Origin of the sequence: Arthrobacter livingstonensis, from assembly GCF_003219815.1 — a bacterium.
Lineage (GTDB): Bacteria > Actinomycetota > Actinomycetes > Actinomycetales > Micrococcaceae > Specibacter > Specibacter livingstonensis.
In genome coordinates, this window is record NZ_QJVD01000019.1 from 54,713 (window position 1) to 81,004 (window position 26,292).

Below are 26,292 nucleotides of genomic sequence, written 5' to 3' on the forward strand. Positions count from 1 at the left end.
TTTGCGACACCTTGACTGCTTCGGGAGCGACAAACGGGTGTCTTTTTTGTCGTTAGGGAATGCACGTAGACCGATCCCTCAACGCGCGATCACGCATCGTTGGGGAACGGAAGACCGATCTCATAATTAAGCTGCGGCAGCCCTGCATTGCTTCGCCGCAGATTCTCCTGAATGTGCGCCATGCGCTCGGGCCAGTCTTTCCCGTCCGTCGCCCCGCCTGTCAGATGAAGATTTAGTTGGCGAACGAGATCGTTCGCCGCGTCTAGGTCGGGCTGAACTACCCGGTAGAACTCAATGTTGAACCAGTCGAAGAGTGCCACCATGCCCGCCTCGTAAGGATCGACAATGCTGATCAGACGAACTGAATTTCGACTCTTCAGATAAGCCCGTGAACCGGCGTTCCACCCCTTCCACTCGACTAGTCCATCACTATCCAATCCGACCTCAGTCGTTTGAGTGTCAGGGGTAATCCGGCCGCTGAAATGCCAAGGGGCGGACCGGTAATGAAGCATGTAGTTCCGCAAGTCCCGAAGCACAGTCACCCCCTCGATTGCTCGAACGAGCATTGACTGCTTGTTGTAGCTCTCTTCGAACGGGTTTCCAAGCGTTTTGGCAACGCGACGCGCCACGTCGATGACTGTTCCCATGGCCGCCAAGTACGCGCTTAGCGTACTGTCCAGGGCGCCCACATACTGCTCACGAGCGTCCAGCGGGGGGATGTTTCGCATCAACTCGTTTTGCATGTTCTCGTCAGTTTCGCCGTGATGAAGCAGTGCTCGAAGCTCGACCGACCGCTGGTACCAGGGTCTAAAGGTCCGTTGAACATCGGCCATCAATTGGTCGGCCTTCTTGCCCGGATGGTTCTTCAGCGACAACTGTAGGCGCTCGTACTCTGCCCTGTGGGCCTCTTGCTCGTCGGTCGAAGTCATGCCCCAATTATGCCGCAGCATACGAAATGGCTTGTGGGAACACAATCTGCGGTAGTGATTTCATGAGAGCAAGGTCTCGCCTCTCGAGAACACCTCGACCCAGTCGATCAGCTCAGGCTTTGAAGCGCATCTCGGTGGCGGTCGACCGAGTAGTCAATCGCAACACTTGGCGACTCCTTGAATCGGGATCAGGTGCCCAATTGCCGGTCGACCAGCGTGCGACCTCGCCGCGGTCGGGGTGCCGCATCAGCACAGTTGTTGGAATGACCGCTTACCCCGCACAGGTGCCCCATACTGGCGTCCTGCGGTTTCTCGTAACCCTAGGGAAATAGGCCGTCTCGACGGCTCGATATCCGGGCAGCGAGAACAGCAAGATTTTCCCTGACGCGCATACGATAATTCACCGTGAGCGATTCTCGTAACTATGTCTCGCAACCTTTTCGCAGAAGCTGTGCACTCACTGTTAGTTATGAGACACCTCTGCGCAGCCCTGGCAAAGCTGAACCGTGACGCCGCACACACACTCGCGGCGGCACTCCGCGAAACGGCCCCAGGCGGGGCTCCTGACTGCCGGGATTGTTGCGCGCCGCAGTGGATACCAGCGGGTAGTTCCTTTGCCTGACGACGGGGCCTGGTCAGACGGGACAACGTCAAAGGACGCCCCCGCAAGGGCCAAGCCCGATACGGTCCGGGAATCAATTTAATGAGTTTTTAATGAGCTCTGCCAGAATGTCGCAGCTCGAGGCCACTCCCCCACAGCAAAGCCGCAGGTCAGCGGCATGTACCCCACGCTAATGACCATTTCCAACCGACGACCGTTGTATTCGAAGGGGACAACCGTCTGGGCGCCGTCCGGAAGGACACCGCTGGCATTGAGCAGCGACCTGCACCGCCCAATTCCCTGTTATTCCGCGCATCTTGGATGCCCGCCGGCCGTTTGCGAAGGCCGTGCAACTCAGGGATTCGGACCGACGAGGGTTCCGTTCTAAGACACCCACCGCGTTGAAACACACCCTAAAACGGCCAAAAATCCCCGCAATTCCAGGATCTTTGAGCAGTTCCGACAACTACCGACCACCAATGGGCCTCCTATGGGATTCGAACCCATGACCCCCGCTGTCGACGCGATTCGCAATCTTGACATACCAAAGTCTTCTCTTGGCCTTCATTGTTGCGGCAAGCGCATGACAATGCATGATACTGAAGAGTCGGCACTTGTCGCTCAATTTAATGCGTTTCTAATGAGTCGGTTGTATCCATGGCGTTATCCATGGCCCGTCATCACACCGTCGGTCGTTTTGGTATGAAATACCATCCCAGGGGCTGGCCAGCGAAGACTTCCACAACCACATCCACGGCATCGGTCTGGCAATACTGAACCTCGAACTGAAACTGTATCCGACAGCGTGCTTTCTTTCGTAGTTTTGGTGGGATCTACTATGCGAACAAATACGGTGAATACCGCCCTTGGAGCCGCGTGCGCCCAATAATTTGGGATGCCTTTCGTAAATCCTTGGATAGATGCCAGGTTTCGGTAGACATTTACGAAAGCACCCATCTCGGCCGGGCGCGGGTGCCTTCGTTGCGGATCGTTCCCGCATCGCGCATCTTCCCCAGTAAGTTTCCTACCTTGTTACGCTTTTGCCCGTCATCCAAGGCCGCGCTCAGCTGGGACGCTAACAGACCGTCGATTTCTGCACGGCTCGCCGCTCCGAACTTCTCCAAATAGTCTCGGACCTGCTTAATGTAAAACGTGTCATCTTGGCCACGGGTGCGGATGTACTCCGCGCGGGTCCCAGCAGCGTCTGCAACTGCTGCGGCTACTCGCAAGTGGGGCTTACGGCCTTCAATGAGCTTCGCCTTTCGCAAACGAGCTGTAGCCTCAGCACTGATTGGAAGGTGCTTTTGTACGCGGTCAAGCGCGAGCACATCTTCCAGTGGCAGATCTTCACGGGCCATGAGGAGTTTGGAATACGCCTCGTCAATAGCCGCGCCGTAGACCGTCAGCTTGACCTCGCCAGGCACCCCCAGCTCATAGTCGGGTAGCGGGAGGAAACGCTTGCGCTGCTGGTCGACGATTCGATGAATACCGTTGCCCATATGGTCAATAAGGTTCAGCTCTGTCATTGCGGCCACGAGGAATGGGTTTCGGTAGCGGCGCGGCACCCTTTCGCGGAGCATGTAGGCTTCCGGGGATTGGTCGTAGAATTCACCGACACTGATAAATTCGACCCGGTCTACGTATTCAGTGACAATCACCCGGGAATACTGTCGGTAGTCTTGGTGCGCAATGCAGTTATACAGCGCCTCGTGCAGGCCGGACTCGTTGTATTTCTCGATCTCGCGGTAAATCAACTCATTCGGCGGGTTGAAGCGGATCTGTAAGTTGCGGATACGCTGTAGCAGCAGTGTCCCGGTCAGCAAGAACGGCGTTGCGAAGTGCTCGTACGCCGATTCTTCACCAGTAAGTTTCCAGGTCATTTCCGCCATGTGGGGGCTGAGTAGGTGTGCCGCATCATGGCGTCCGAGGAGCAGCAACGTGGCTCGCGTGATATGCCCGTCGAGGGTGAGCCGGGCCTTGGCTAGGAAGGTGGCATCGTCCCAGCTGATGATCTGATCTGCCAGCCTCGGGTTCCGTTCCGCGAACCCCTGTCGGGCCCGGGCCAGGGCCGCAGGATCCAAATGATCCCGAGTGGCCCCGGAGATAATCTCGGCGGTCCAGTCGGTGGCCATCGTCTGGTTGCGAATCTCGTCCTGCTTGGCCAGCCCTAGAGGGGTCAGGCTCTCCCCCGCCCGGGCCCGATAGTCGCCCTTCCACGCAATGGGGAAGCCACGTGGGGCCGGCGGAATTTCGAAGAGGACCACTCGCCCGGCGACGTGACTGAGCACGTGGATCTGACGAAACGAGACTCGCGGGTCCGTGTTCTGGTTGATCTGAAGCTTCAGACTGTCAAGGCGTGCGGGGTCCTCTCGGTAGTCGGTGCCGACGACCTTGCGGGTCCTGTCGTCAACACCAAACACCAACCAGGCTGCGTCGACACTGCGTAGATTAGCTTCGTTCGCGAGGGCCGAGAAGTACTCGCCTATCTTGTCAGTATCATAATTGCCGCCCGCGCGCTTGAACTCCACTACCTCACTCTCGCCAGCGGCAAGGAGAGAGTCGAGCAGTTCCTTCAGATCTGCGTCATTCATCAGATTGTTCATAGCTCCGTGTCAGTGGATGAAAATTCGTTCAAATCTGTTCCGCGATGGACCACACGACGTCGGGATCCGGCGAAAGATGCGACCAATGCGCCATCATCCCCATTGAACATCCCACGGCAATCAATCTTCTCACGCTCAATCGGCCAGGTCAGTCCGGGGCCTCATGATCGAAGGCCATGTGTGATCGCAAGTGTAGGTTGTTGAGACAACAAAACTTCCATTCGGTTGTCTGGCCACATCTCGATCTGCGGCTGCTTGCCCAGGTCGTTGTGCTGGTCAACAATACGGACGGCATCAGCAGTAAAGCGGCTGCTCGTCGCAATGATCAGGAACCGAATGACAGGAGGTTCCCACATACTAAGTCTTGATAAAGAGTCCTGCACGTCGCCCGGCCCAACGGATTTGGATGTGTAGTGTTTCGCCTGCACAATAACGCGCTCGGTCCTCGTTGCACCCGCTGCATCTTGGACAACTCTCTCCAATGAGATATCGCGTCCGCGGTCAGCTGCGTTGGTCTTCATAAGCCAGTCAACGTTCTGGTAGCCGTCTAGGCTCCGAAGTATGTCGAAAAGCAAACGTTCAAACTGATCAGGGTCCAAAGCAGACCAGTTCAAGGCCGTAGTTGCTCCACCTGCTGGACGTGCACGGCCAGCCACCCCAAGGTCGACCTCGGGGACCGGGATCGGGTCTGTTTCTCCGAAATGGGCCGCTTCAATATCCACACTAACTGACGGCCAGTCAGACTCATTGATATCGTGCCAATCATTGACCTCGCCGAAGCGTAGGTGGCGGTGCAGATCGCCCCAACGCCCCTTGCGTTCGACTGTGTCGCCCAGAAGTCGTTCAATTTCACCGAGCACGTCCTCCACCCTTTGGGTTTCTAAGGTGTCGAGCTTGTTCCGTTTCCCCTGTTGCTCGAAGAATTCATCCTTCGTCGGAAGCACAGCCGTGATCCCTCTGAGAAGGCCCGTGATTTGTTCCGTCAGTTCCTGGAGACGCGCCGCGATGGCACGCCGCCGTGCCTGATCCAAACGAAAACGATACTCACCAAGGTCGTCCCCTGGCTTGTCACGAATGGCATAAGCCCCATGAGCAGGCTCCTGTATTTCCGCGTAGTCGAGGAACATCTGTCCGAGAGCGTCCATGTCAGGCAATTCTTCGGTGATCGTCCAGCCGTCGATCTGAGCAAGCCCTGGAAGCAGGGCATCCCATGTCCGTACAAGATTCTGATACTCGGGGGTCGACCCCCGTGCTGGCCCCTCAGGTAGGAGTGGACTCGCCCGATCCCAGACCTGCTCCAGCTTCTTCAGGTTTACGGCTACCTTGTCGAAGATAGTTAACAGCTCGTCCAGTTCCATGGCACAAGCTTGCCACAGAACCCGAAATTTGCTCAGGCGAGATTTGGCCGGCACTACTATCCAATTCGCAAGCCACTTTTTCCTCGAGTGTGGCTCATGTATGGCTGTTTGCTGACTCGATAAGCAAAATGACTTTCTGCACTTGTTTCTTCAGGTCGAGTGGCCAATCGTTTCCCCAATTCTCAATCGCGACTTTTGAGATCGCGACCTTACTTGGTTGTTGAATTTCGAGCCGGTCGGCGGCCAAGGGGTTAGACCACCGTTCCTGGGCAGTCAAGGTGCGCTTTTTGGTAGAAGGATGGGCAGCGGATATGGCCCTGGTGAGCACTTGTTCCGGGACATAGTTCTCAATCGTGTAACCGGCGGTTACCCATGCCAGTCCCGTCGACGGATCTTTCCTAAGGTCGTCAATTACCCGCTGCTTGCTGCCATTGAGCCCGGCACGGCTGGTTTTCCTGTCAGAGTCAATTAAGACCATCATGTATCGGTTAAGGCTACGAAGCGAGATAAACTCATCAACCTCATGTACGTCAAGCGGCGATAGTGCGCTGAGCAAAGACCCGCCGTAGAACATCACCGAGTAGTGAGTCCCCTCTACAAATCTGCCAGGCGCAAGCTTCTCGATCCAATGTTTGAGGTAGATACGATCAGATGGTCCCTCGACCCATAGGATGGCATTCGTCTGCACGAGATCGGACGGACGATATCCCATGTCAGCACAGACTGCAGCTCTTTCACTCGCAGCCCCGGCAAACCGAACGTTTGAAACACCATCCTCACGGGTTACGTGAAAAATGCTCCCGATCTCCGAGTCGAGCATGTGAGCAGAGTGGGTAGCGATAAAGTACTGATTTGTTGTCTCCGATTCAAGGTACCGGACTAGTTTGCGCTGCAGGATTGGGTGCAGATGCACTTCAGGTTCCTCGACACACAAAATTGAGTTCTGTGTGACGGTCGCTGCTGCAGCGATGATCACGACTTCGTGAACGCCCGTCCCCATATTCTCAATGGGCAGGGTATGTCCACCCTGTGTGACGTGGATCGTGGACAGATCATGGGGTACATCTATTGTGATGGTGTGGTCGTCCATGACCGCTCGGACGAAGTCTTGCACTTTCAGAAAGACATCTTTGTCTTCGAGACGATCGGTCGACGGGTTCTGCAACTCCAGGAGGGGTCTGCCCGGGTTTTAGTTGACAGTTTGGGTTGATATTTCGGGGACCGGTTGAGTGGTCTTGTTTATTGTCTCAAACTCGATGGGTGTTAGTTTGCCGAGTCGTCGTTGGCGGCGTCGGCGGTGGTAGGTTTTCTCGATCCAGACGACGATGGCCAGGCGTAGTTCTTCGCGGGTTTCCCACCGTTTTTGGTTCAGCACGTTCTTTTGCAGCAGCGAGAAGAAACTTTCCATCGCGGCATTATCTGCACATGCACCGACCCGTCCCATGGAGCCCCGCAGGCCAGCTGAGCTGATCAGACGGACGTACTTCTTGGACCGGAATTGAGATCCCCGATCGCTGTGTATCAGGGTTCCTTGCGGGGCGCGTTGAGTGATCGCGGCCTGCAAGGCGTTAACGGCCAGGGAGGCTTTCATCCGAGAATCGATGGAGTAGCCGACAATCCTGTTGGAGTACACATCCTTGACCGCGCATAAGTAGAGCTTGCCAGTACCGGTGTGGTGCTCGGTGATATCGGTCAGCCACAACCGATTCGGTGCTGTGGCCGTGAAGTCCCGCTTAACATGATCGTCATGAACGGGAGGGCCAGCCTTCTTCCCAGTACCTCGCCGGCGGTGGATGACAGAAAGGATCCTGTTCTCGCTGCACAACCGCCCCACACGGGTCTCAGAGGCCACGAGGCCTTGTTCGTGGACGAGTTCGTCATGGATCAGCCGGTACCCGAACGTCGGCTCTTCTGCATGGACATCTAGGGCGGCGTTGACTAGGTGCGCTTCTTCCCAGTCCCGGTCACTGACAGGGTTCGCACACCATTGGTAGAAGGCTTGGCGGGAGAATCCCAGCACCCGGCAGGTCACCGCGACAGGAACCCGTACAGGGGCCTGGGGAGCGGCTAGTTCAAGGACCAGCGGGTACATCATTTTGGGTTGACGTCACGGGAAAGGTAGGCGACCGCCCGGCGCATCACCTCCGCTTCCTGCTCGAGCAAACGGATGCGTTTCTTCGCCTCGCGCAGCTCAGCAGATTCTTCCTTCGTCACCCCGGGAACCACCCCGTCTTGGACGTCGGCGATCTTCAACCACCGATGCAAAGCGGCCGGAGAAATACCGAAGTCCTTCGCGATCTGGACAATGGTCGATTCGCCCTTGCGGGCCACCGCGACCACGTCACGGCGGAACTCTTCAGGAAAAGCTTTAGGCATGTTAAACATCCTTTCACTTGCAAGCCAAAACTCACAAGTCAGATGTCAACTAAACCTTGATCAGACCCTAACCCAGAAAAAACTAACCAACTGTCCCAGATCCTTGACACACCTCACATCTAGGCGCGTCTCGAATGATCGACTTTTGATACGCGGAACATCCCGAGACGCAGAACCGTACGGTCAGCCTTGCCAGACGCAGCGTCGTCTTGTTGGAGAAACTTGTCTGCTTTTGCAAGAACCCGCTGCATAAGCGCGTTCTCATCTGCGACTGAGGCCTGGGCGATCGTTGCTTGGACTATCGCGTTTCGTGCGTCCTTGAGGGCGAGAAGGTTGATGCGGTGCCACAATCGGGCACGGTTGCCTCTTGTTGCGCAGTAGAACAAGGTCGCGACCGCGCCAACTATGGCGAACCGGCCCACCACTATCCATGGCCTCCACGAAGTGGCGAAATTGAGCCCAGCAGGACCAATCCCGTACCACACGCTTCCTGCCACAAGTAGAGCGAAACCAAGGAAGGGCCATCCGAATCTGAAGGGGAATCGGAGGAATGCGGCGTAGTAGACCCGCAGGGCGCAGAAAGCGGATATCCAAAACCTATGTGCTTGTGCCGCTTGAGCGAGGCTCTCATCCAGTCGGCTGGAAGTGCCCTTCACGGAGAGGTTCATGGAGTGGCCAGAAGTGCCTGCTTCCCATGCGTCGAGTTGTTGTGTCAGGATCTGGGGATCAAGTCCCCCACGCCGAGGTGCTGCGGCACTCTCATCAGCAGCTGCACGAATGGAGAACGGGTCGCGTGCCAACTCCACAGGATCGCCTACACCCTTGATAACGGACCACAGAGTTGCCACCGCGAGGATAGTCCCAACTGAGAATGAGACGAGCCCGGCCCACTGATGCCAGGAATCTTGTTGTCCAGTGAAGCTTCCATAGAAGAAGGACGCTGCAAGACTGACAAACAGACCTGAAATGAGCGCCCCAACGTGGGCAGCACAACCGTCTGATACTGCGCCGCAGCCAGTCGAATGTATGTAAAGGTCTGTCGTTTCGGTGGGCGAATGGCGCCGAGTGTAGCCAGCTCAATAACTCCGAGCAAAAAGCTCATCAATATCCCAAGACCGCCCACCGTCATCAGCCATGCCGCGGTTGTTTCCATCAGTTCCCCCCAAAAAGATCATGCGTTGTTGCTGCCGTGTATGTCATTCAAGAGCTTCGCATTGATATCTTCCACGACAGGAGCTTGTAGAGCCACTCCTGGTAACGCCGACTTGGCGGCAGAAGCACTCGTTGCCTGATCCTCAAGTCGCAACGGAATGCCTCCCCAGACAAAGTGACGTTGGCGCATACACATACCTTTCACCCAGAGGGTTGGCCTTACGGGCATAGGAGAGATCGGCAGGCGACTTCGGAAATCACTGGGGCAACCTGCAGGTCTCCGCTCAGCCCTGGGACAGAAGGTGGCGGAATGGAACCCCAACGTGCGACACCGAACAATCACAGGAAGCCGCCACCGAGCGCCAAAGTTAACAGTCTGGGGATAAATTTAATGAGTTTCTAATGACTTAAGTTGGTTTGGCGCCTCTTAGGGCGACTCCCAACAGCAAAGCCGCAGGTCAGCGTCACCACCACCGACCGTATTTCCCATTCGAACCGATGACCTTTGTATTCGAAGGGGACCACCGTCTGGGCGCCGTCCGGAAGGACACCGCTGGCATTGAGCAGCGACCTGCACCACCCGATTCCCTGTTAATCCGCGCATCTTGGATGCCCGCCGGCCGCTTGCTAAGGCCGCGCAACTCAGGGATTCGGACCGACGAGGGTTGCGTTACAAGACACCCACCGCGTTGAAACACACCCTAAAACGGCCAAAAATCCCCGCAATTCCAAGATCTTTGATCAGTGCCGACAACTACCGACCACCAATGGGCCTCCTATGGGATTCGAACCCATGACCCCCGCTGTCGCCTCTAACGTCCTATTCAACTTGTCAAAAGCCGTTCTTGGCATTTGGTAGTGCGGCGAACGCATAACAATGGATGGTACTGACGAGGCGGCAGTTGTCACCCAATTTAATGAGTAAATAATGAGTCGGTCGGATCCCACCCAGTTGGTAGCGGACTATTTCCACCGTCCGAAAATCAGAACTCACAGCTAGCTAATGCCAGCGAGCGGCCAGCATTGTCGGCAAACATCGACATTCACATGACCCGGTGTATGGGTAGTCAAGCTCAGCCCCGTCGAGCTGCCTATGCACCAATTTGAAATAAAGTGATGTGATGGACCGTAGTTTGGCGAGTAATGCGATGGATTGCCAGCCAGAAAAGCTCGCGCTGTCACAGGATCCAGAGGATACGAGAGGTCTCACCGGCCAAAGGGGCTCTGCGGCGCCAGTGCTCTAGTTGTCGCGGAGTCGTGCGAGTTGGTGCGAGTTGGTCCGCGACCACAGATTCTCGTAACGTTGTTTTGACATTTGGTGCTCCTTGGCGACATTCAGTAACCGTCAGACAGCGCATCGAGCTGAGAATCCTCGTCGCCGCTAACGCCACCTTTGCATTCGTTGCATCCCTATAAAGTACGACTCACGGCCGGCGGGTCTGCGGGCTGGTTGTCGGCGGATACTCTCGCTTTGCCGGAGAGCACGGCGGAGAACACCATGACGAGCAAGCCCGCGACGGGAACCACAAGCAGGCCAAAACGGAGGGAGGACGCATCGGCTAAAGCGCCGACGATCAGGGGTGAGAGAAGAAAACCGACCCGCAACAGCCAGCTGACGATGGTGAGTCCCGTGCCGGGTCGGAATCCTGGCAGTTCGTCGGCAGCGTGCATTGCCGCCGGGATGAGGGTCGCAACACCGAGACCGGCGAGACCGAAACCAACCACCGTGCCAAGGATTGTAGGGATGGCCAGAGCAACACCCATCCCGATGAAGACGACCAACCCACCTGCGCGTGCCACAACACGTTGGCCAAAACGGTCAACGAGCCTGTCGCCACAGATTCGCCCGACGAACTGCATCCCCTGGAGGGCAATGAAGCCTACCCCGGCAACGAACGCCGAAGCCTCTAAAGAACCCGACAGGTAGATCGCCGACCAGGAGCTTCCCGCGTCCTCCACAATGGAAGCCGACGCGGCAATCACCACGAGAGCAGCAAGAACCCCGTACCTGACGAGCAATACCGGCGTACGTCTCGAGGTGGATGACGCGACACCAGAAACCAAGGCGGGCTCGACGGTGGCGGGCTCTGCGCCGTGTAACAAGAACCGGTTGGCGGTAACCGCCATGAGACTAAAGAGTGCAGCTGAACCGCCCAGCTGCACCGCCACGGGCACGGCGAATTGCGCGGCCACCGCGCCGAGAACTCCGCCCAAGACAGCCCCGATACTCCATACCGCGTGGAAGGAATTCAGGATCGAGCGTTGATAGAGTTTTTGCACGCGTAGCCCATGCGAGTTTTGAGCGACGTCGGTGATCGAATCCATCGCTCCGGCCAGGAAGAGGCCTCCGGCAAGCACTATCCAGACCGGCGCCACCCCGGCAAACAGGATTCCGAGCGCAGTCAACACGGTTGCAACGATCGCCACCCTGGCCGAGCGGAACCTGCGCACCAGCATCCCTGCCATCAAACCGGCAAGAAGCGCACCGAGCGGGAACGCGGCTACAGCGACGCCGAACGCAGCGTTGCTGAGGTGAAGCTCGGCCTTGATCTCAGGGTACCGCGGCAGAAGATTGGCGAAGATAGCGCCGTTGGTGAAGAATAGCATCGCCACACCCGCGCGGGCGCGCACCGCCTCGCGGGTTGGTCGCTGGAGGGAAGGCGTCATAGAAATCATCAGACAGAGGGATCTTTCTTGAAAAGTAGATATCGCCAGCTATGCATGGTTCGCAAGAAGCAGTCATGTGTACGAGAACGCCCTAAAGCGCACGTACGGATTTGAGCGAGCAGTGCGCTTGCTTGAACGTTCACCGCGACGCTACCAGTACTGTGATTTCATGGCTGTTCAGTGTCAGAGATTACACCATTCCGAGGGAAGTAATTCTGGCGAAAGCGCGGGCTATTGACGGGCTTGGCACCCCCACACATCGCGCTACAGGGACCGGATAGTCCACCGAGCACTGTGGCTTTCCCCGGCAGGCAAAACGATGAGGTCTTGGTGGGAGTTGAACGCATCCGGAGGGCAGGTCATGGGTTCCACAGCCAGCCCGATGCGGTGGTTTTGCGCCTCGGGACGATCTGCTGTGTGAATTTGGACCCAGGGGCAGCTAGTACCCCAGCTCATGACTGTGCCACAGCCGTCGGGGCCCTCAAGCCGGACTTGGGCTACGCCGTCGTCCGTTCGAAGCAGATCCGTGAAAGCGTGATCGATCGCCACGTCTCCGATCTTGCGGGATTGACGAAAATCGAACTGCGGATGCGCGTCCACCGAAGTGGTGTGCGTGGGGACCAGCGTGTCGGGAGTGACTTCGAGTACGGTAGCGGCCGGCAGCAGCAACTGCCAGTCATCGAGCATTCCAACACCGGCGGTGAGATAAGGATGTGGTGCGCAACCGTACGGGGCCGGTTGCGCGCCAAGATTACTTGCCGTCAACGTGGAGTGCAGGCCTTCGGCGTCTAGGACAAGCACCAGAACCAGAGCTACGTGGAACGGATAACCCTCTTGAGGCACGACGGCGGTGGACAAGGTGGTGGTCGACTCGCGCTGAGATTCAACGTTCCAGTTGTGCCATCCGACCAGCCCATGAAGGGCATGGCCACGGGCCGTCTCGTTGATAGGCAGCTGATGCTCTGTGCCTGCGAAGGAATACCTGCCGTGAACAATACGATTGGGCCAAGGCGCCAATGTTGCGCCCCGGTACAGGGGGCGCAACTGGTCTGCGTCGAAAGGGACCACCAGGTTACGGCCATTGCACGTCAATGACCGCAAAGAGGCACCGACACTGGCAATGACTGCCGAGTAACTGCCGTGACGAAGGTTGATTTGTTGACCCGAGATGCTGAAGTGTTCGTTCACGTTTTATTGTCCGCCCATGCCTGAGGTGGCAAAACCCTTGACGATCTGACGCTGGAACAAAGCGAATACGACCATGAGTGGCAGTGCCGCCAGAATTGCGCTGGCCATTGACTGGGCATACTGGACGCCGTAGGCATTCTTGACCGTGGCCAGACCCACGGGCAGGGTCAGCAGATCAGGGTTGTTGGTGACGATGAACGGCCACAGGAAGTTGTTCCACGCACCAATGAATACAAAGATTGACACGGCCATCAGGATGGGCCGGGACAACGGCACGATGATGGTTATAAAGATCCGCATACGGCCGGCCCCGTCAATGCGGGCGGCCTCCTCAAGCTCCTGGGGGATCGTTTCAAAGAAATTCTTCATGATGAATACCATCATTGGCGCAACAATTTGAGGCAGGATGATCCCGGCAAAGGTATCAGTCAATCGCATGGAGTTCATCTGCTGAAACAAGGGCACAATGAGGATCTGGCCCGGCACCATGATGGAAGCGATGGTCAAGGCAAACAGCCACTTGCGGCCTCGGAACTCCGTGCGGGAGAACCCGTAGGCGGCTAGGGCTGAAATTGCCACCGTCAGTATAGTGACGGAAACTGCCACGAAGAAGCTGTTGAACATCCAGCGTGGAATTTCACCTTGGGTCAGTACCTGGACGTACGCATCCAGGGTCCAGCCCTGCGACGGCACCGACAGGGCTGGCCCGGCAGCATCCTTCTCGGTTTTCAATGAGGTTGCCACACCCCACAAAATGGGGATAACCCACATCAGCGCCAAAACGATGAGGGCGGTAATGGCTCCACCCGTCCATGCTTTGCTCGTCCCGATTGTCAGGGCGCTGGTTCGCTGATTTTGGGCGCGCATCGTTTTGGGGGCGCGGCTTGTACGATTTTTTGTTTGTGTGCTCATGGCTAGTGTTCTTTCCGGTTCATGATGCGCAGCTGGACCACGGCCACAACAACGATCAGGGCGAAGAAGAGGTAGGAGATGGCCGAGGCGTAGCCCAAGCGGTACCCGCTGAATCCGACGTCGTAAATGTATTCCAGGACCGAACGGGTGCTGCCGCGTGGACCGCCGGCGGTCAGCAAGTAGATCTGCTCGAAGACCTTCAACGAGGCTAGGATCTGCAACATGACGATCATGATGGTGGTCTTATTGACCATGGGAACAATGATGGACACCAGACGGCGCCAGGGTCCGGCGCCATCAAGCTGGGCCGCTTCAAAGACGTGGTCGGGAATGTTTTGCAGGGCTGAGAGGTAGAGCAGGAAATTGAAACCCACGGTCCACCAAATGGTTACCAGGACAATGGAGAACATGGCAACGCCCTGCTGGTCGAGGAAGCCAATTTCGGCAAAACCCAACTGTGTCAGGATGCTGTTGATGAGCCCAAAGCCGGGCTGGAACATCCACTGCCACAATGCGGTGACGACGGATACAGGCAGAAGGTAGGGAGTGAAAAAGCTCATGCGCCACAGCCATTGTCCCGGCAGACCCACGTAAACCAGGTACGCCATGACAAAGGATAAAACGACCAGCGGTGCGGCTGTGGCAATAGTGAAGACTGCTGTGTTCCACAATGACTGCCAGACTGCTGGATCGGCCAGTGCCTCGGCATAGTTGGACAGGCCGGTGAAGCCAGCCCCGGAACCTGTCAGGCTCTGATTGGTCAGGCTCATCCATAGCCCTGACACGATCGGCCACAGCAAAAACATGGCGAAAGCGACCAGGAACGGTACAACGAACCAGAAACCCGATCCTTTGCGAACCTTGGCCGGTGTTTTTTGTGTAATGGGGGGCGCAACGGAGGGCGCCAAGTCGGTTAGCACGGTGTTCACCTCTGGGTTCAGGACGGGTTCGGGGCAGAGAGCATCTTGTTGATGATCTCCAGCATGGAGGCAACAGCTGCTGGGGGATCCAGTGTGCCTTGGAAACAAGCTGAGATGGTTTGTGAGAGCTGGTTCTGGAAGTCGGTACCAGCGCCGCTGAACCATACAGGAGGGTCAAATACCGGGGTGGTGCCGGCGGCAGCATAGTCAACCTGGGGGTGCAGGTTTTGATAATCGGGGGTTTCCTGAACCGGAAGGTATGCCGGGATGTGCCCAGCTTCAGCCCACTTCTGGCCTTGTTTGATGATGCCGGCAACGAATTGGTGCGCTGTTCGTCGGCGTTGCGGATCATCGCTGACCTGGCGGGGTAAGACGTAGGAATGGGAATCGGAATAGTTCGCCGGCGTGCCGAACATGGTGGGCATCGGCATCGCGCCCAAGTTGGGGATGGCGTCCTTTAGGGCAGGCATCTCCCAAGCACCGGACAGGATCAGACCGGTGGTTCCGGAGGTGAAGTCGGCAATTGCGCCAGCATAGGTCTGGTTCTTGAGTGCAATCTTTCCGTCCATCATTTGTGTCAGGAACGTCAAGACCTCTGCTGCCTTCGCGGTGTCAAGGACGGCGGGGGATCCCACCTCCATGGTGTAGCCTCCGCCCGTTTGGGCGTACAAACCCCAAAAAAGTCGCCACGACTGTGCACTGTCCAGCACATGACCGAAGGAAACTCCTTGTTTGCCCGTAACCTTGGCAAGCTTCTGGCCAACCTCAATCATGTCTTCAGCGGAGGTGATGGAACTGATAGCGCCGCTGCCATCGAGCACACCTGCTTTCTCGGCAATGTCCTTATTGTAGAAAACCACGAAAGGGTGAGTGTCCAGGGGGATCGCGAACAGCTGACCCTCATAGTGGCAGTTCTTCCAGACCGCCGGAGCGAAGTCGTCCTCACGCACGCCAAACTCTGCCAACAACTCCAGATCGTACGGTTCCAACAGCCCGCCTGGAGCAAACCCTGCCAAGCGTGAGAGGTGCATGATAGCGGTGTCGGGTGCTTTGCCGCTCGATGCAGCCATGGCCAGCTTGGTGTAATACGGCGAACCCCACGCCAGCGTGACGGGCCGGACAGTGACAGCGCTTTCATTACTGAAATTGGCGATCATGCTACGCATGCTGATGCCGTCGGATCCGGAGAACAGATCCCAGGTTTGCAGGGGTCCCTCAGCGGCATGCCCGCTTCCGCCGCATGCGCTGAGCCCACCGCCGAGGGCGAAGAAACCAGCCGTGACGGCAAACGATCGAAAGACCGACCTGCGACTGAAGGTGGCGTCGGAAATACTGCCGAGAAGGCTGCCAAGGGGCCGCTTCGTTGCCTGCTCCGACGAATATCTAGCCCTGGGGAGTTCGTGTTTCATGGATCATTCCTGCCCGGCGTAGGGACCGCTTCGCACGCCCAACGCCATTGGTGAACTTCTAACGTTAGAAAGAATCCACTGTGGCGATAGTATTTGTCAAGGGCATTCTATAAATGGAGCGTTTATTCCATACAAGCAGAGGGTGGAAGATCATGGAGCCAGTGGAAGCGGGTCAAAAGCCGCTAGTTTTAGAGGAATCGGCCGATCATGACGTCCGGATGGATGGCATAGCCACTTCTATCCGGCCCAAGCGCGTCGGGATCAAGGAAGTCGCCAGCCTCGCAGGGGTGTCATGGAAAACGGTCTCCAACGTTGTCAATGACAGGCCCCATGTACGCCCTGCAATGCGCGAAAAGGTATTGGCAGCAATTGCCGAACTTGGGTATCGGCCTAACCTTGCCGGGCGTCAACTGCGTCAGGGATCTTCGATGACGATCGTGTTGGCGATCCCGGAAATTACCTCGCCTTACTTTGGGAAACTTGCTGAACACGTCATCACCAGCGCCGAATCACGAGGCTATACGGTGTTGATCGAAGCCTACGGAGAGGATCCCACCAGGGAAGGGCGAGTGTTAGAGGGCTATCAGAACCGGCTGATCGACGGCATCATTTATAGCGCGCAAAACGTTTCGCCGGAAGCCGTGAAGGCACGTCAAGACCCAACGCCCATGGTGCTTCTGGGTGAGCGCATCCTTGACTCCGGACTGCCACACGTTGCCATTAACAACAACCGTTCGGCACGGGAGTTAGTGAGTCATCTAGCTTCGCGTGGTCGGACGCGGCTGGCGTTTCTGGGTGACCGTCCAGATGTCGGGGAGAGCGTTGCAGGTCTGCGATTGGAGGGTTTTCAGGAGGGACTGCTTGAAAATGAGCTCACCTTCGATCAACACCTGGTTATGGGTGTTCAGCGGTATTCCCGCGACGAAGGTGAGATGGCGGCGCTGCGTCTGCTCAATTCCGGAGTGCCGTTTGACTCCGTTGTCTGTGCCAGCGACATTCTCTCGGTAGGGGTGCTGCGGGCATTTCGGCGCCGTGGCATCCGGGTCCCCCAAGATGTTTCAATCGTTGGCTGGGACGATATTCCTGAGGCCGAGTTTGGGGCCCCGTCGCTCACGAGCATCTCCCCGGACATTGCGGCCTTGGCGGAGGCTTCCCTTGAGCAGCTACTGACCGTCATGGACGGCCGCAAGCTGGAGAACGTCGAGATGGAAATCGGCTACACCTTGAAAGTTCGCGAATCTAGTTTCTAGGGGTGCGCAATGCGGATTCCTGACTGCAGCCGGTGTTGCACCATCTCGCTGCGCTCTGGCCTTTGGTCCCAGACTTGTTTCTAACGTTGCAAATTGATTCATGATGCGGTTCACTGGACTAATCATTTCGTTTCAACCTTGAAGGACTAGACCGTGACAGACCAAAACACATTGGCCACAGCACTGCCCAAGCCCGAGCATCCCCGCCCGCAACTAGTCCGTGAGAACTGGGTTAACTTGAATGGTATGTGGGAATTTGAGATCGACGCCGGGGACTCGGGATTGGAGCGAGGGCTGCGCAACCGTGAGCTCAGTTCAGAGATCTTGGTGCCCTTTGCCCCGGAAACGAAACTTTCCGGCGTCGAGCATGTGGACTTCATGGAGGCTGTTTGGTATCGGCGCACGGTAACCATCCCGGAGAAGTGGATTGGGCAGCGCGCCATTTTGCATTTTGGCGCCGTTGACCATGACACCACCGTGTGGGTCAACGACGTCGAAGTGGCGCGTCACCGTGGTGGTTTCACACCCTTTAGTGCCGATCTGCACGGCGTGGCCGAGGCTGGCAGTGAGGCAACCATTGTGGTCCGGGCCCGGGATTCTCGCCATGAGATGCAGGCTCGCGGCAAGCAGGCCACCTGGTACAACAACACTCACTGCCAGTACACACGTACCACGGGAATTTGGCAGACGGTGTGGATGGAAGCAGTACCCGAAGTTCATGTTCGGCGTCTGCGCATGAGCCCTAACTTGGCCACTTCAAGCCTCACAGTAGAAGTTCCGCTGAGCCAAAACCGGGCTGGTCATGTAGTGCAGGTGGTGCTCGGTGGCGAGGACGGCTTTGAACTCACGGCGCTCTCGGCGGCGGACCTTGACCTGGCACCGTCGGTTCATCTGGCCATTCCGGCGGATAGTTTGCGCCCTTGGTCGGTTGAAGATCCGTATCTTTATGATCTTGACGTGAACATCCTGGACCGGGACGGGGCCGTGGTGGACCATGTCCAAAGCTATGCCGCCGTTCGATCGGTGGCACTGGATGGAAAAACCGTCCGTATCAACGGTAGGGCTGTTTTCCAGAGGCTGATTCTGGACCAGGGCTACTGGCCTGATTCGCTGATGACATCACCGGATGACGCAGCTTTGGTTAAGGACATTGAGCTGTCCATGTCCGCCGGATTCAATGGCGCACGCCTGCATGAGAAGGTATTCGAGGAGCGATTCCTCTACCATGCAGACCGCATGGGGTATTTGGTCTGGGGCGAATTTGGCGACTGGGGTGTCTCTGGCGCTGGAACGGTAGGCCACAATCAGGCCCCGAGCTCCAGTTTTGTGGCGCAATGGTTGGAGGCTTTGCAACGGGATTTCAACCACCCGTCCATCATTGGCTGGTGCCCGTTGAACGAGACCCACCAGGCGCTCCATGACCGCATCACTGTCTTGGATGACGTCACGCACGCCATGTATCTGGCCACGAAACTGGCTGATCCGACTCGCCCGGTCATTGATGCTTCAGGTTACGCGCACAGGGTTCGCCAATCGGACATCTACGATTCCCACTCTTACGAACAGAATCCGGAAAAGTTCCGGCTGGAGCAGGCGGGGTTAGCTGATGACAGGCCGTACTTGAACCTCAGCTTCCAGAAGGAAACCATCTCCATTCCCTACGCCGGGCAGCCCTTCTTTGTCTCCGAGTTTGGCGGCATTTGGTGGAATGAGGAGGAAGCCGCGCAAGCAGCGCAGAATGAGGCGGCAGCAATTTCATACGGTGATCGGGAAGATGACCTGCATTCTGGAGTGTATGAGGCTGGCGCAGACTTGGCGGAATCGTGGGGATACGGCGAACGCGTAGCCACTGTTGACCAATTCCATACCAGGTTCAAGGGACTCTGCGATGTCTTGTTGGATGATCCGAACATGTTTGGCTACTGCTACACACAGCTAACGGACGTTTTTCAGGAGAAGAACGGTCTGTTCAACTTCGACAGGAGCACCAAGCTCGACGTCGAACGGTTGCGTTCGGTGCAGGCGCGGCCGGCCGCTATTGAGTTGCTGGATGCCAGCCGGATCAAATAGCCCCCAAAGACTACCTACCGAGGTTGATGTGTGCCGAAGGAACACATTCGCCCACGACCAACAAAAACTGGGTCGTGGGCGACGCGTTCGCCAACGCCTGCACGACCCCACTACTCTCCGGCCTGGCAGCCGTGCCCGGCATCAGGAACCGGGCCGGTGATGGCCAAGCCGGTCCACATCAATCGGCTCATGAACACAGGCCGTGTTTTAGACTGGGCTACCTGCGGCGTCGGACTGCTCCCAAGCGACCGGCGCATGCGGGACGCTATGTCAGCCGAAGACTGTTCCTGGCATAAAGTGGTGAGATGTCAATCGCCTTCTGGGTTTGTGCCGTTGTGACCGTGATCAGTTCACTCGTGAGCGGAGGATATGCGGTAGCGGGTTTTCGGTCAGCAACCGAACAGTCACGCGTTCCGTCGATGTATGCTCTGGCGAGAAGTCTGGCTCTCGTCCTCGTGGCCATTGTCGGGCTGTTGAGTTCTTCGATCCCGTTCGTGGCCGCCGCCGCTTTGGCCATGATTCTTGTTCAGGGCCTCGATGCTGTCATCGGAGCTCGTATCTCCGATCGCCTGAAGACTGTAGGGCCCGCACTTACGGCTATGGTCAACGCAGCAGCCCTTGTCTGGATGCTTACCACTTAAGCAACCCGAGATCGGACTTCTGATTCGGATCTCCCGGTGGGTATCGGCAGCCCTGGGCTTGCTGGTGGCTAGAGGGTCGCTGTTGCCATCGCTGATGTGGTTTCGGTGTCGAGGGAGTTCTCGATGTGGACGACTTCTTGGTTCCTGAAGTGTCCTATGAGGGTGAATATCACCCCGGCGAGAGTCCACCCTGTCAGGACCAGCCATGGCAAAAGGGTATTAGTGTCCGGGAAGTAGGACAGGTCTCGCAACAAGGTTGTGGAGGCACCGGGTACGAAGAATTGGCCTATGACGCCGAAGGGCCCGGGCAGAAATTGAATGGGTGCGGTGGCGGAAGAGATTGGGTTGGCGATCAACATGGTTAGCACGGCGCCGATCGGAATCCCAGCCATCCCGATCAAGGCGTTCAGGCCCACAATGAACGAGCTGGTCCCCAGCAATGACAGGGCCACTGCCGCAATGTTGAGCGCAATGTTGCCCTGAAAAACGCCATAGAGTCCTTGCATCACTAGGACAATGATTCCGCCAGAGAGGATGGAGTAGAGCGCCAATGCCCCGATTCGACGCCGGTTCCCAACCACCACTAGTGATATCAGGATGCCGCCGATCATTCCACCAAACGCCAGCGGGAAAGCGGCCAAGGTCATCCCGGTGCCTTTGGCATCAGTATCCGCCAGGGGTACGACGTCGGTTACGATCACTTTGGGTGCCGCCGTCACCGGTTGACCAGCAGCGACTGTGTTCTGGCTGATCTGGAGTTGGAGTTGCTGAGCGACTCCGGTCAAGATCTGGCTCACGGCTGTGCCGTTGGCGGAGGCTGTGAGGACTTCGGCTGGGGCGCCAAGTATCACTGCACCATAAACGTCCCGAGTGCGGATTAGTGCCGTTGCCTGGTCCTTATCGGCCACTTCGGTGATCGTGAAGGTCCCGGAAGAGTTCTCCTCCAGTGCTTTTTCCAGTGCCTGGACCTGTGCAATAGGACCGGTGACAGCTAAGGGGATGTTCTTGGCCGTGGACCCTACACCGGCCCAGGTGAAGGCGAGGAGGACCACCGCGACGATGGCTGCGGCTGCGATGGCGATAATGGCCACACGTGACCACTTGGTGTGCGGCTTAGCCGCAGTAACGATAGACATAGATCAGTCCCAACTAGTAAAAAGAATGTTTGTTCTTTATGATGAACTTAGTAGAAGATCTTGTCAAGAACGATCATTCTTTTTAGGGGGATGTGTGCCGAGGGTAACAGAGAGCTACCGTGAAGAGCGTCGTGGGGAAATCGCGGCGGCAGCGTTGAGGTGCTTTGGACGCAAAGGATTCCAAGGGACTTCAATGGCGGACATCATTGCTGAGTCCGGGCTCTCCGCCGGGGCGATCTACGGGAACTTCAAGAACAAAGACGACCTCATCGACGTTTCCGTTCATGGCGTCTTAAACCGTCTCCTACTCAGGATCGACGCTCTAAGCTCGAGCAATCCGATACCAGAACCTCATGAGTTCCTCACCGCGTTCCTCCGGAACATCCGTCAGGACATAGTCACTGACGGGCTGCTCCTGCAAGTCTGGGCCGAAGCAGTGACTGATCCGGACTTGCGCCCCATCGTCGCCGAAACACTGACCGAGATCAAAACACTCTTCGCCAACTACCTCACCCGCTGGTACACGCAGACACGCGGACTTCCACCCACTGAAGCCTCCGAGCGCGCGGGGAAGCACTCCGCAGTATTGCTGGGCACCTGCCAGGGCTTCTTAGTCCAATCCGCAATCGTCACCGATTTCAATGCGGAGGAATACCTCTCCGGCCTCAGCATGATCGCACCCTGAAGACCCACACTCAGGTTAGAAATTGAGACGCATCAATTTGCCGCGCGGCAAGCCGACAGCTGCGGCTCAGTAGATCGTTGCCCAACTCTCGCGGCGCTATTTTCATGGCGCGGGCAGTACGAAGGTTGGGCCTAGGATGGCCCAAAACACAGGCTGCTTCTTGAGCCCAGAAAACTGACGACCCACCCTTTGGCGGCACTATATCCCGCGCGATTGCGAAATATTGCAGAAAACGTAGAGGGCGCCACACGTATGTTCCTCTTGCGCTAGCCTGATTCCCTTACATCCACTACGGGACTAACCCACTCACCTCAGGACTTCTTGGGCCAAATGGACTCCGAATGACTTGTCAGCTCAATAGTTGGCCAAATCCTTGCGACCTCGGCAGCACCTCACCTAAAAGTGACACTCACAAAAAGGGTAGGCAAAAGCCTCTGATTATGCGTGATTGTTGGGGTACATTCGTTCCGATTAGGAGGCCTCACCAGCATTCCACTACATCCACTTTTTGGTTTTGAAGACAATGTACAACCCGACCGCCAGTGCGATCATCGCACCCACAGCCAAGGGATATCCGAGGGTCCAGTGCAGCTCAGGCATGACATCGAAGTTCATGCCGTATATGGCACCGATCAGAGTGGGCGCGAAGAGGATCGCTGCCCAGCCGGAGATTTTTTTCATGTCCTCGTTCTGCCGCTGGGCAACCAGCGTTGAGTTCACGCTAAGGATCTGTGAGAGGGCGTCACGGAGTTCGGATACACGCGTACTGGCGTGGGTAAGATGGTCCGCGACGTCTTGAAGATACGCCTGCAGGGGCTCTGGTACTTCGTAGCGGTCAAATCCCTGGCGAAGTCCGACCAAAACGTCTGCCATCGAGGTGGTTGTGTGTTGCAGGTCAATGACTTCCTGACTCAGCCGGTAGATGCGTTCGGCGACGGCAGCGTCACCGCTGAAGACCTGGCGCTCAATTTGTTCCTTGTCGATGGCCAAGCCACGGAGTACCGGTGCGTATCCGTCAACGATCGCGTCCAGAAGCCGGTAGGCGACTGCTTCGGGGCCCAGGTTCAGAAGATATTCGTCGTCCAGGAGAGTGTGGCCATTGCGGACAGCTAGATCGGACGCATTGCCTGACATGGACGCCTCACTGGTCCCGTCGATCCACCTTTTGTCTTGGCAAAGGACCACTATCGCGTGGGGCCGTACCAAGACATGAAACTCGGAAAAATCGACGTCCTCGGCAGCGTTGTCGTATAGTGCGGAACGCACGACCATGAAGAGCACGTCGCCATAACGTTCCAGCTTCGGACGCTGGCCTGCGTGCTGTAAGTCTTCCACGAGCAACGGATGTAGTTCCCAAGCTGCGGCGAGCTCATCAACGTCTTGTGGGGTTGGCGCGGGGAAGAGACTCAAGGCCATCCGCCCTGGCTCAGCTTCGGCGAAGTGGAGCGCCTCGACCACGGAGACGTTCTCGGGTGTGGGCCGGAGATGCCCGTCGATGATGTAGCGGGTACGGCACGAAGAAGCCCCGATGTGCGGCTGCCCTGGACTTGAGCGTCGCTGGAATAGTGCGCCTCGGCGCCGTGTGGACTCGTCACTGTAACGCTGCGGCACGGGTCTTCCTTTGTTCAGGCATTCAATGGTGGCGAATCGCCCCGGTGCGGGAAGCAGGTCCGCACTTCCTGCTGCGTGGCGCGCGAACCAGCTTCCCATGTCATGCAAATAGCCTAGCCCGGTACTTCAGTTGTCTTTGATGGGTAGCTGCAGATAAGACGCGTGGTCTCCACCGGTGTGGATTACGTGCACCCCACTGTTCGCGGGTGCATATTCCCGCGCCCCGGGCATCATCGGTCCCAGCAGGCTGCGACTGCTGACGACAAAGCGGAGTTGCTCCCCCGGGTAGAAGACTAGCCCAATCGGAAGCAGATCGATCTCGACATCCACGATCTGCTCCGGCCTAAGCTTCTCGACGCGATCGAAACTATGCGCCGGGATATCTGGCGTCGACAGTTCTTCATCCAGGTGCCTCAGAGAGACGCGAATCCGGCCGTCCGAACCTTTATAGCGCAGGATAGAACCGCCGCGCTCAGTCACGTCGTGAATCATGGCACTTTGGTTGAGAGCGGTGAACTGCTGCAACGGCGTACCAAACTTATCCAACTTTTGAACAAGGACGAACAGGTCCATGTCGTCAGCGCCCCGAGCTTCGACCCACAGATGTGCTTTCGGGTAGCCCACGAGTACGGCTCCTCGGTCGAATCGGGTCACGAAAGATGCTAGGTCCGGATTGGCCTCAACAGCATAGGTCGCCGCTGTCTCCTGTTCGGGTCGGGTTGGGTTCATGGCCCGGGTGCGGCCGTCGAGGAAGTACTTGGTTGAGGTGACATTCGAGGGAGGGAACGTCTCGGCGGCCACAGCGACCTGGTCACCACCGGAGAGGTCGAGCAACGAGTACCGCACCGGCGGTGTCTGCTCCCACCCATTGTCGGCACCCTTGAGGAAGTGGTCAAAGAAGCGGCGCAGGTCCTCAACGTTTTCCGGGTCGTAGTAGTCGGGCCATTCCTGGCTGTTGTGGATGCGGAGCCATTTTTGCTCCGACGCCATCCGGCGCCAGGCACGGAACGTGCCGGCGGTATGGAGGGTGTTTGAGTAGCTGGCCACGACATAGGCGGGGACCGTGATCCGGTCGAAGTCCGGAATTTTGTTCTTCCACAGCTCGGTCATTAATGGGAAGGCTTCTGCTTCCGCAAGGATGTCCTCCTTTTGGTTCTTACCCCAGAAGCTCCCGTTCTGCAGCGTCGCGGCAAAGCCGGTGTCCGGCATGCCGCCCCGCAACACCAAATCACGATAGACATCGCTGACACCCTCCCAAGGATTGATCGCTGCAAGGTGGGGAGGCTGCTCCGCCGCAGTAAACCACTGCGACACCGCCAGGTACGAGGTCCCGCTCATGCCAACCCTGCCGGAGCACCACTCCTGCTCAGACAGCCACTCAATCAAATCATAGCAATCGCGCCCCTCCTGCCGGTCCCACAGCACGCTGTCACCCTCGGAATCCACCACTCCCCTAATGTCCGGATTGGCGATGGCGTAACCCTGAGCGCACCAGTAGCCCGGATCCGGGGCCTCAAACTTCTCCAAACCGGACACCACATCATTGTCTAGCCCAACAAGCCCAAAGACGCCCATGACACTAGCCGAGGTGCCCTGCCCCTTGCCGTAAGGGCTCCAAGCAACAATGACTGGAACTTTCTCCTCACCGACGGGCCGGAACACGTCAACATGAATCGTCACGCCGTCCCGCAACGTCACCGGCAGATCCTTCTCAAACACAATATCCACCGGCAGGGGGCGGAACTGCGGAGCAACCTGGTACCCAGCAGCCAGAGTGCGGGTACCGGGATCATAGGCTGTCAGCAAACCTGTGCGCTCGGGAGGAAGTGGCTGGGACGGGACGAACATTTTCTGGTCAGCGCTCATGGTGAGCTCCTCAAATCACTAGTTCGGGACACGAATCTTTGTGCCGACCCCAGCGTAAGACGAACACGCGATTAAATCAACAAGTGTTTATATAGTTTTTTTCTTGAGATAGATTGGTGTCATGACTAAGCAGGAACCGACTTCCCCCGGACGACGGCGGGGACGCCCCCCGGGTAGCGGGAGCACCCGGAACGCCGTCCTTGAAGTGGCCCGAAGACGATTTGCCACCGAAGGATTCACGGAGACAACTATTCGAAGCATCGCCTCAGATGCCGCCGTGGACCCATCCCAAGTCATGCAATTTTTCGGTTCAAAGGAAGCGCTTTTCGCCGCCGTCATGTCTATTCCCCCGACGGTCATTGCCCTCTTTGACACAGCCTTCGAGGGCCCCGACGAACGCCTCGGAGAACGTGTAGTCCGCGCCTACCTTCAGGCATGGGAGGGATCCGCCGAAGAGTCAGAGCCATTGATGGCCATGCTGCGCGGAGCCATCGTCAACAACGCCGCAAGCACACAGCTCGCGGACTTCATCCAGTCCAGACTGGTCTGCGGAACAAAAGACCGTATCGGGGATGACGCCGAAAGTGCCCTACGGGCTGGCCTCGCCTCGGCGATGCTCGTAGGTCTCGTTACCAGCCGCCGCATCATCGGCGTTCCCCTCCTGGCCGAAGCCGACGCCGAGACGCTCATCCGCGTCGTTGGCCCGGCAATCCAAAAAATCCTCGCCCAAGGGCAGACCACCGGCACCCCGCACGCCGATCCTGGACGTGCTGCATCCCTAATCCGGACGGTTCCGGACACGAACGACGCAGCCGCAATTTAAACAGTGGCATCATTCCTTGGATGCTTCCGCCGCTATCGGCTGCCCATGCCCAAGTTCAAAATAAAGTAATGCGATGGACGTAGCCTTGTCGCGTC

At 57.4% G+C, this 26,292-nt stretch carries 18 protein-coding genes; 5 read left to right on the plus strand and 13 right to left on the minus strand.

Translation table 11 applies throughout. The annotated features are described in order from the left end of the window. Nucleotides 1-89: 89 nt before the first annotated feature. The 10 genes from CVV68_RS16205 to CVV68_RS16255 all read right to left on the minus strand — a co-directional run bounded on the left by CVV68_RS16205 (nucleotide 90) and on the right by CVV68_RS16255 (nucleotide 16,115). Entirely contained in the window at nucleotides 90-929 is an 840-nt protein-coding gene (locus tag CVV68_RS16205) for a hypothetical protein (protein ID WP_110502048.1), read from the minus strand. Between the two features lie 1,542 nt (nucleotides 930-2,471). Then, nucleotides 2,472-4,133: an RNA-binding domain-containing protein gene (locus tag CVV68_RS16210; protein ID WP_211320875.1), complete on the minus strand. Its 1,662-nt coding sequence runs from the start codon at nucleotides 4,131-4,133 to the stop codon at nucleotides 2,472-2,474. A gap of 161 nt (nucleotides 4,134-4,294) precedes the next feature. Next, nucleotides 4,295-5,491 carry a restriction endonuclease gene (locus CVV68_RS16215; RefSeq protein ID WP_110502050.1) on the minus strand — a complete coding sequence of 399 codons (1,197 nt, stop codon included), beginning with the start codon at nucleotides 5,489-5,491 and terminating at the stop codon, nucleotides 4,295-4,297. A 94-nt stretch (nucleotides 5,492-5,585) separates the two neighbouring features. Further along, on the minus strand, nucleotides 5,586-6,656 hold the full coding sequence (locus CVV68_RS16220; protein ID WP_110502051.1) for an ATP-dependent nuclease: 1,071 nt from the start codon (nucleotides 6,654-6,656) through the stop codon (nucleotides 5,586-5,588). Nucleotides 6,657-6,680: 24 nt separating this feature from the next. Beyond that, a protein-coding gene (locus CVV68_RS16225; protein WP_110502052.1) for an IS3 family transposase occupies nucleotides 6,681-7,867 on the minus strand; the annotation gives its coding sequence in 2 pieces (ribosomal slippage) (nucleotides 6,681-7,588 and nucleotides 7,588-7,867; 1,188 coding nt in all). Between the two features lie 2,562 nt (nucleotides 7,868-10,429). After that, complete coding sequence (locus CVV68_RS16235) at nucleotides 10,430-11,686, minus strand: MFS transporter (protein WP_110502054.1); 1,257 nt, start codon at nucleotides 11,684-11,686, stop codon at nucleotides 10,430-10,432. A 264-nt stretch (nucleotides 11,687-11,950) separates the two neighbouring features. After that, nucleotides 11,951-12,874, minus strand: coding sequence for an aldose 1-epimerase family protein (locus CVV68_RS16240; RefSeq protein ID WP_110502055.1), 924 nt, complete (start codon nucleotides 12,872-12,874; stop codon nucleotides 11,951-11,953). Between the two features lie 3 nt (nucleotides 12,875-12,877). Then, a complete protein-coding gene (locus CVV68_RS16245; RefSeq protein WP_211320876.1) occupies nucleotides 12,878-13,786 on the minus strand; it encodes a carbohydrate ABC transporter permease in 909 nt (302 codons plus the stop codon). Between the two features lie 2 nt (nucleotides 13,787-13,788). Next, nucleotides 13,789-14,556: a carbohydrate ABC transporter permease gene (locus CVV68_RS16250; RefSeq protein WP_245933588.1), complete on the minus strand. Its 768-nt coding sequence runs from the start codon at nucleotides 14,554-14,556 to the stop codon at nucleotides 13,789-13,791. A gap of 167 nt (nucleotides 14,557-14,723) precedes the next feature. Continuing rightward, on the minus strand, nucleotides 14,724-16,115 hold the full coding sequence (locus tag CVV68_RS16255; RefSeq protein WP_211320877.1) for an extracellular solute-binding protein: 1,392 nt from the start codon (nucleotides 16,113-16,115) through the stop codon (nucleotides 14,724-14,726). Between the two features lie 152 nt (nucleotides 16,116-16,267). On the opposite strand from CVV68_RS16255, the gene CVV68_RS16260 reads away from it, so the two are divergent. The 3 genes from CVV68_RS16260 to CVV68_RS23955 all read left to right on the plus strand — a co-directional run bounded on the left by CVV68_RS16260 (nucleotide 16,268) and on the right by CVV68_RS23955 (nucleotide 20,076). Beyond that, nucleotides 16,268-17,365 carry a LacI family DNA-binding transcriptional regulator gene (locus tag CVV68_RS16260; RefSeq protein WP_170133207.1) on the plus strand — a complete coding sequence of 366 codons (1,098 nt, stop codon included), beginning with the start codon at nucleotides 16,268-16,270 and terminating at the stop codon, nucleotides 17,363-17,365. Between the two features lie 171 nt (nucleotides 17,366-17,536). After that, nucleotides 17,537-19,435 carry a glycoside hydrolase family 2 protein gene (locus CVV68_RS16265; RefSeq protein ID WP_110502079.1) on the plus strand — a complete coding sequence of 633 codons (1,899 nt, stop codon included), beginning with the start codon at nucleotides 17,537-17,539 and terminating at the stop codon, nucleotides 19,433-19,435. Nucleotides 19,436-19,740: 305 nt separating this feature from the next. Then, nucleotides 19,741-20,076, plus strand: a complete 336-nt coding sequence (locus CVV68_RS23955; protein ID WP_245933589.1) for a hypothetical protein — start codon at nucleotides 19,741-19,743, stop codon at nucleotides 20,074-20,076. A 68-nt stretch (nucleotides 20,077-20,144) separates the two neighbouring features. Here the strand turns inward: CVV68_RS23955 and CVV68_RS16275 are convergent, their stop codons facing one another. Further along, complete coding sequence (locus tag CVV68_RS16275; protein WP_170133208.1) at nucleotides 20,145-21,212, minus strand: ABC transporter permease; 1,068 nt, start codon at nucleotides 21,210-21,212, stop codon at nucleotides 20,145-20,147. Nucleotides 21,213-21,237: 25 nt separating this feature from the next. Here CVV68_RS16275 and CVV68_RS16280 point away from each other — a divergent pair, with 25 nt between their 5' ends. After that, nucleotides 21,238-21,897, plus strand: a complete 660-nt coding sequence (locus CVV68_RS16280) for a TetR/AcrR family transcriptional regulator (RefSeq protein WP_170133209.1) — start codon at nucleotides 21,238-21,240, stop codon at nucleotides 21,895-21,897. A 495-nt stretch (nucleotides 21,898-22,392) separates the two neighbouring features. Here the strand turns inward: CVV68_RS16280 and CVV68_RS16285 are convergent, their stop codons facing one another. Continuing rightward, nucleotides 22,393-23,355, minus strand: coding sequence for a magnesium and cobalt transport protein CorA (locus tag CVV68_RS16285; RefSeq protein ID WP_245933591.1), 963 nt, complete (start codon nucleotides 23,353-23,355; stop codon nucleotides 22,393-22,395). A gap of 279 nt (nucleotides 23,356-23,634) precedes the next feature. Beyond that, the gene (locus CVV68_RS16290) at nucleotides 23,635-25,374 is read right to left on the minus strand and encodes a CocE/NonD family hydrolase (protein WP_110502060.1); all 1,740 of its coding nucleotides are present in this window, start codon (nucleotides 25,372-25,374) and stop codon (nucleotides 23,635-23,637) included. A 121-nt stretch (nucleotides 25,375-25,495) separates the two neighbouring features. Between CVV68_RS16290 and CVV68_RS16295 the strand changes: the two genes are divergently transcribed. Next, nucleotides 25,496-26,197 (plus strand): TetR/AcrR family transcriptional regulator, encoded by a 702-nt coding sequence (locus CVV68_RS16295; RefSeq protein ID WP_110502061.1) that lies wholly within the window; start codon nucleotides 25,496-25,498, stop codon nucleotides 26,195-26,197. Nucleotides 26,198-26,292: the final 95 nt, after the last annotated feature.

Excerpts from the sequence above, each read along its gene's own strand:
- CVV68_RS16275 (WP_170133208.1), bottom strand. The coding sequence starts at position 21,212 with ATGTCTATCGTTACTGCGGCTAAGCCGCACACCAAGTGGTCACGTGTG.
- CVV68_RS16235 (WP_110502054.1), bottom strand. The coding sequence starts at position 11,686 with ATGACGCCTTCCCTCCAGCGACCAACCCGCGAGGCGGTGCGCGCCCGC.
- CVV68_RS16250 (WP_245933588.1), bottom strand. The coding sequence starts at position 14,556 with ATGAGCCTGACCAATCAGAGCCTGACAGGTTCCGGGGCTGGCTTCACC.
- CVV68_RS16205 (WP_110502048.1), bottom strand. The coding sequence starts at position 929 with ATGACTTCGACCGACGAGCAAGAGGCCCACAGGGCAGAGTACGAGCGC.
- CVV68_RS16280 (WP_170133209.1), top strand. The coding sequence starts at position 21,238 with ATGTTTGTTCTTTATGATGAACTTAGTAGAAGATCTTGTCAAGAACGA.
- CVV68_RS16210 (WP_211320875.1), bottom strand. The coding sequence starts at position 4,133 with ATGAACAATCTGATGAATGACGCAGATCTGAAGGAACTGCTCGACTCT.
- CVV68_RS16255 (WP_211320877.1), bottom strand. The coding sequence starts at position 16,115 with ATGAAACACGAACTCCCCAGGGCTAGATATTCGTCGGAGCAGGCAACG.
- CVV68_RS16215 (WP_110502050.1), bottom strand. The coding sequence starts at position 5,491 with ATGGAACTGGACGAGCTGTTAACTATCTTCGACAAGGTAGCCGTAAAC.
- CVV68_RS16295 (WP_110502061.1), top strand. The coding sequence starts at position 25,496 with ATGACTAAGCAGGAACCGACTTCCCCCGGACGACGGCGGGGACGCCCC.
- CVV68_RS16290 (WP_110502060.1), bottom strand. The coding sequence starts at position 25,374 with ATGAGCGCTGACCAGAAAATGTTCGTCCCGTCCCAGCCACTTCCTCCC.
- CVV68_RS16245 (WP_211320876.1), bottom strand. The coding sequence starts at position 13,786 with ATGAGCACACAAACAAAAAATCGTACAAGCCGCGCCCCCAAAACGATG.
- CVV68_RS23955 (WP_245933589.1), top strand. The coding sequence starts at position 19,741 with ATGTCAATCGCCTTCTGGGTTTGTGCCGTTGTGACCGTGATCAGTTCA.
- CVV68_RS16260 (WP_170133207.1), top strand. The coding sequence starts at position 16,268 with ATGGAGCCAGTGGAAGCGGGTCAAAAGCCGCTAGTTTTAGAGGAATCG.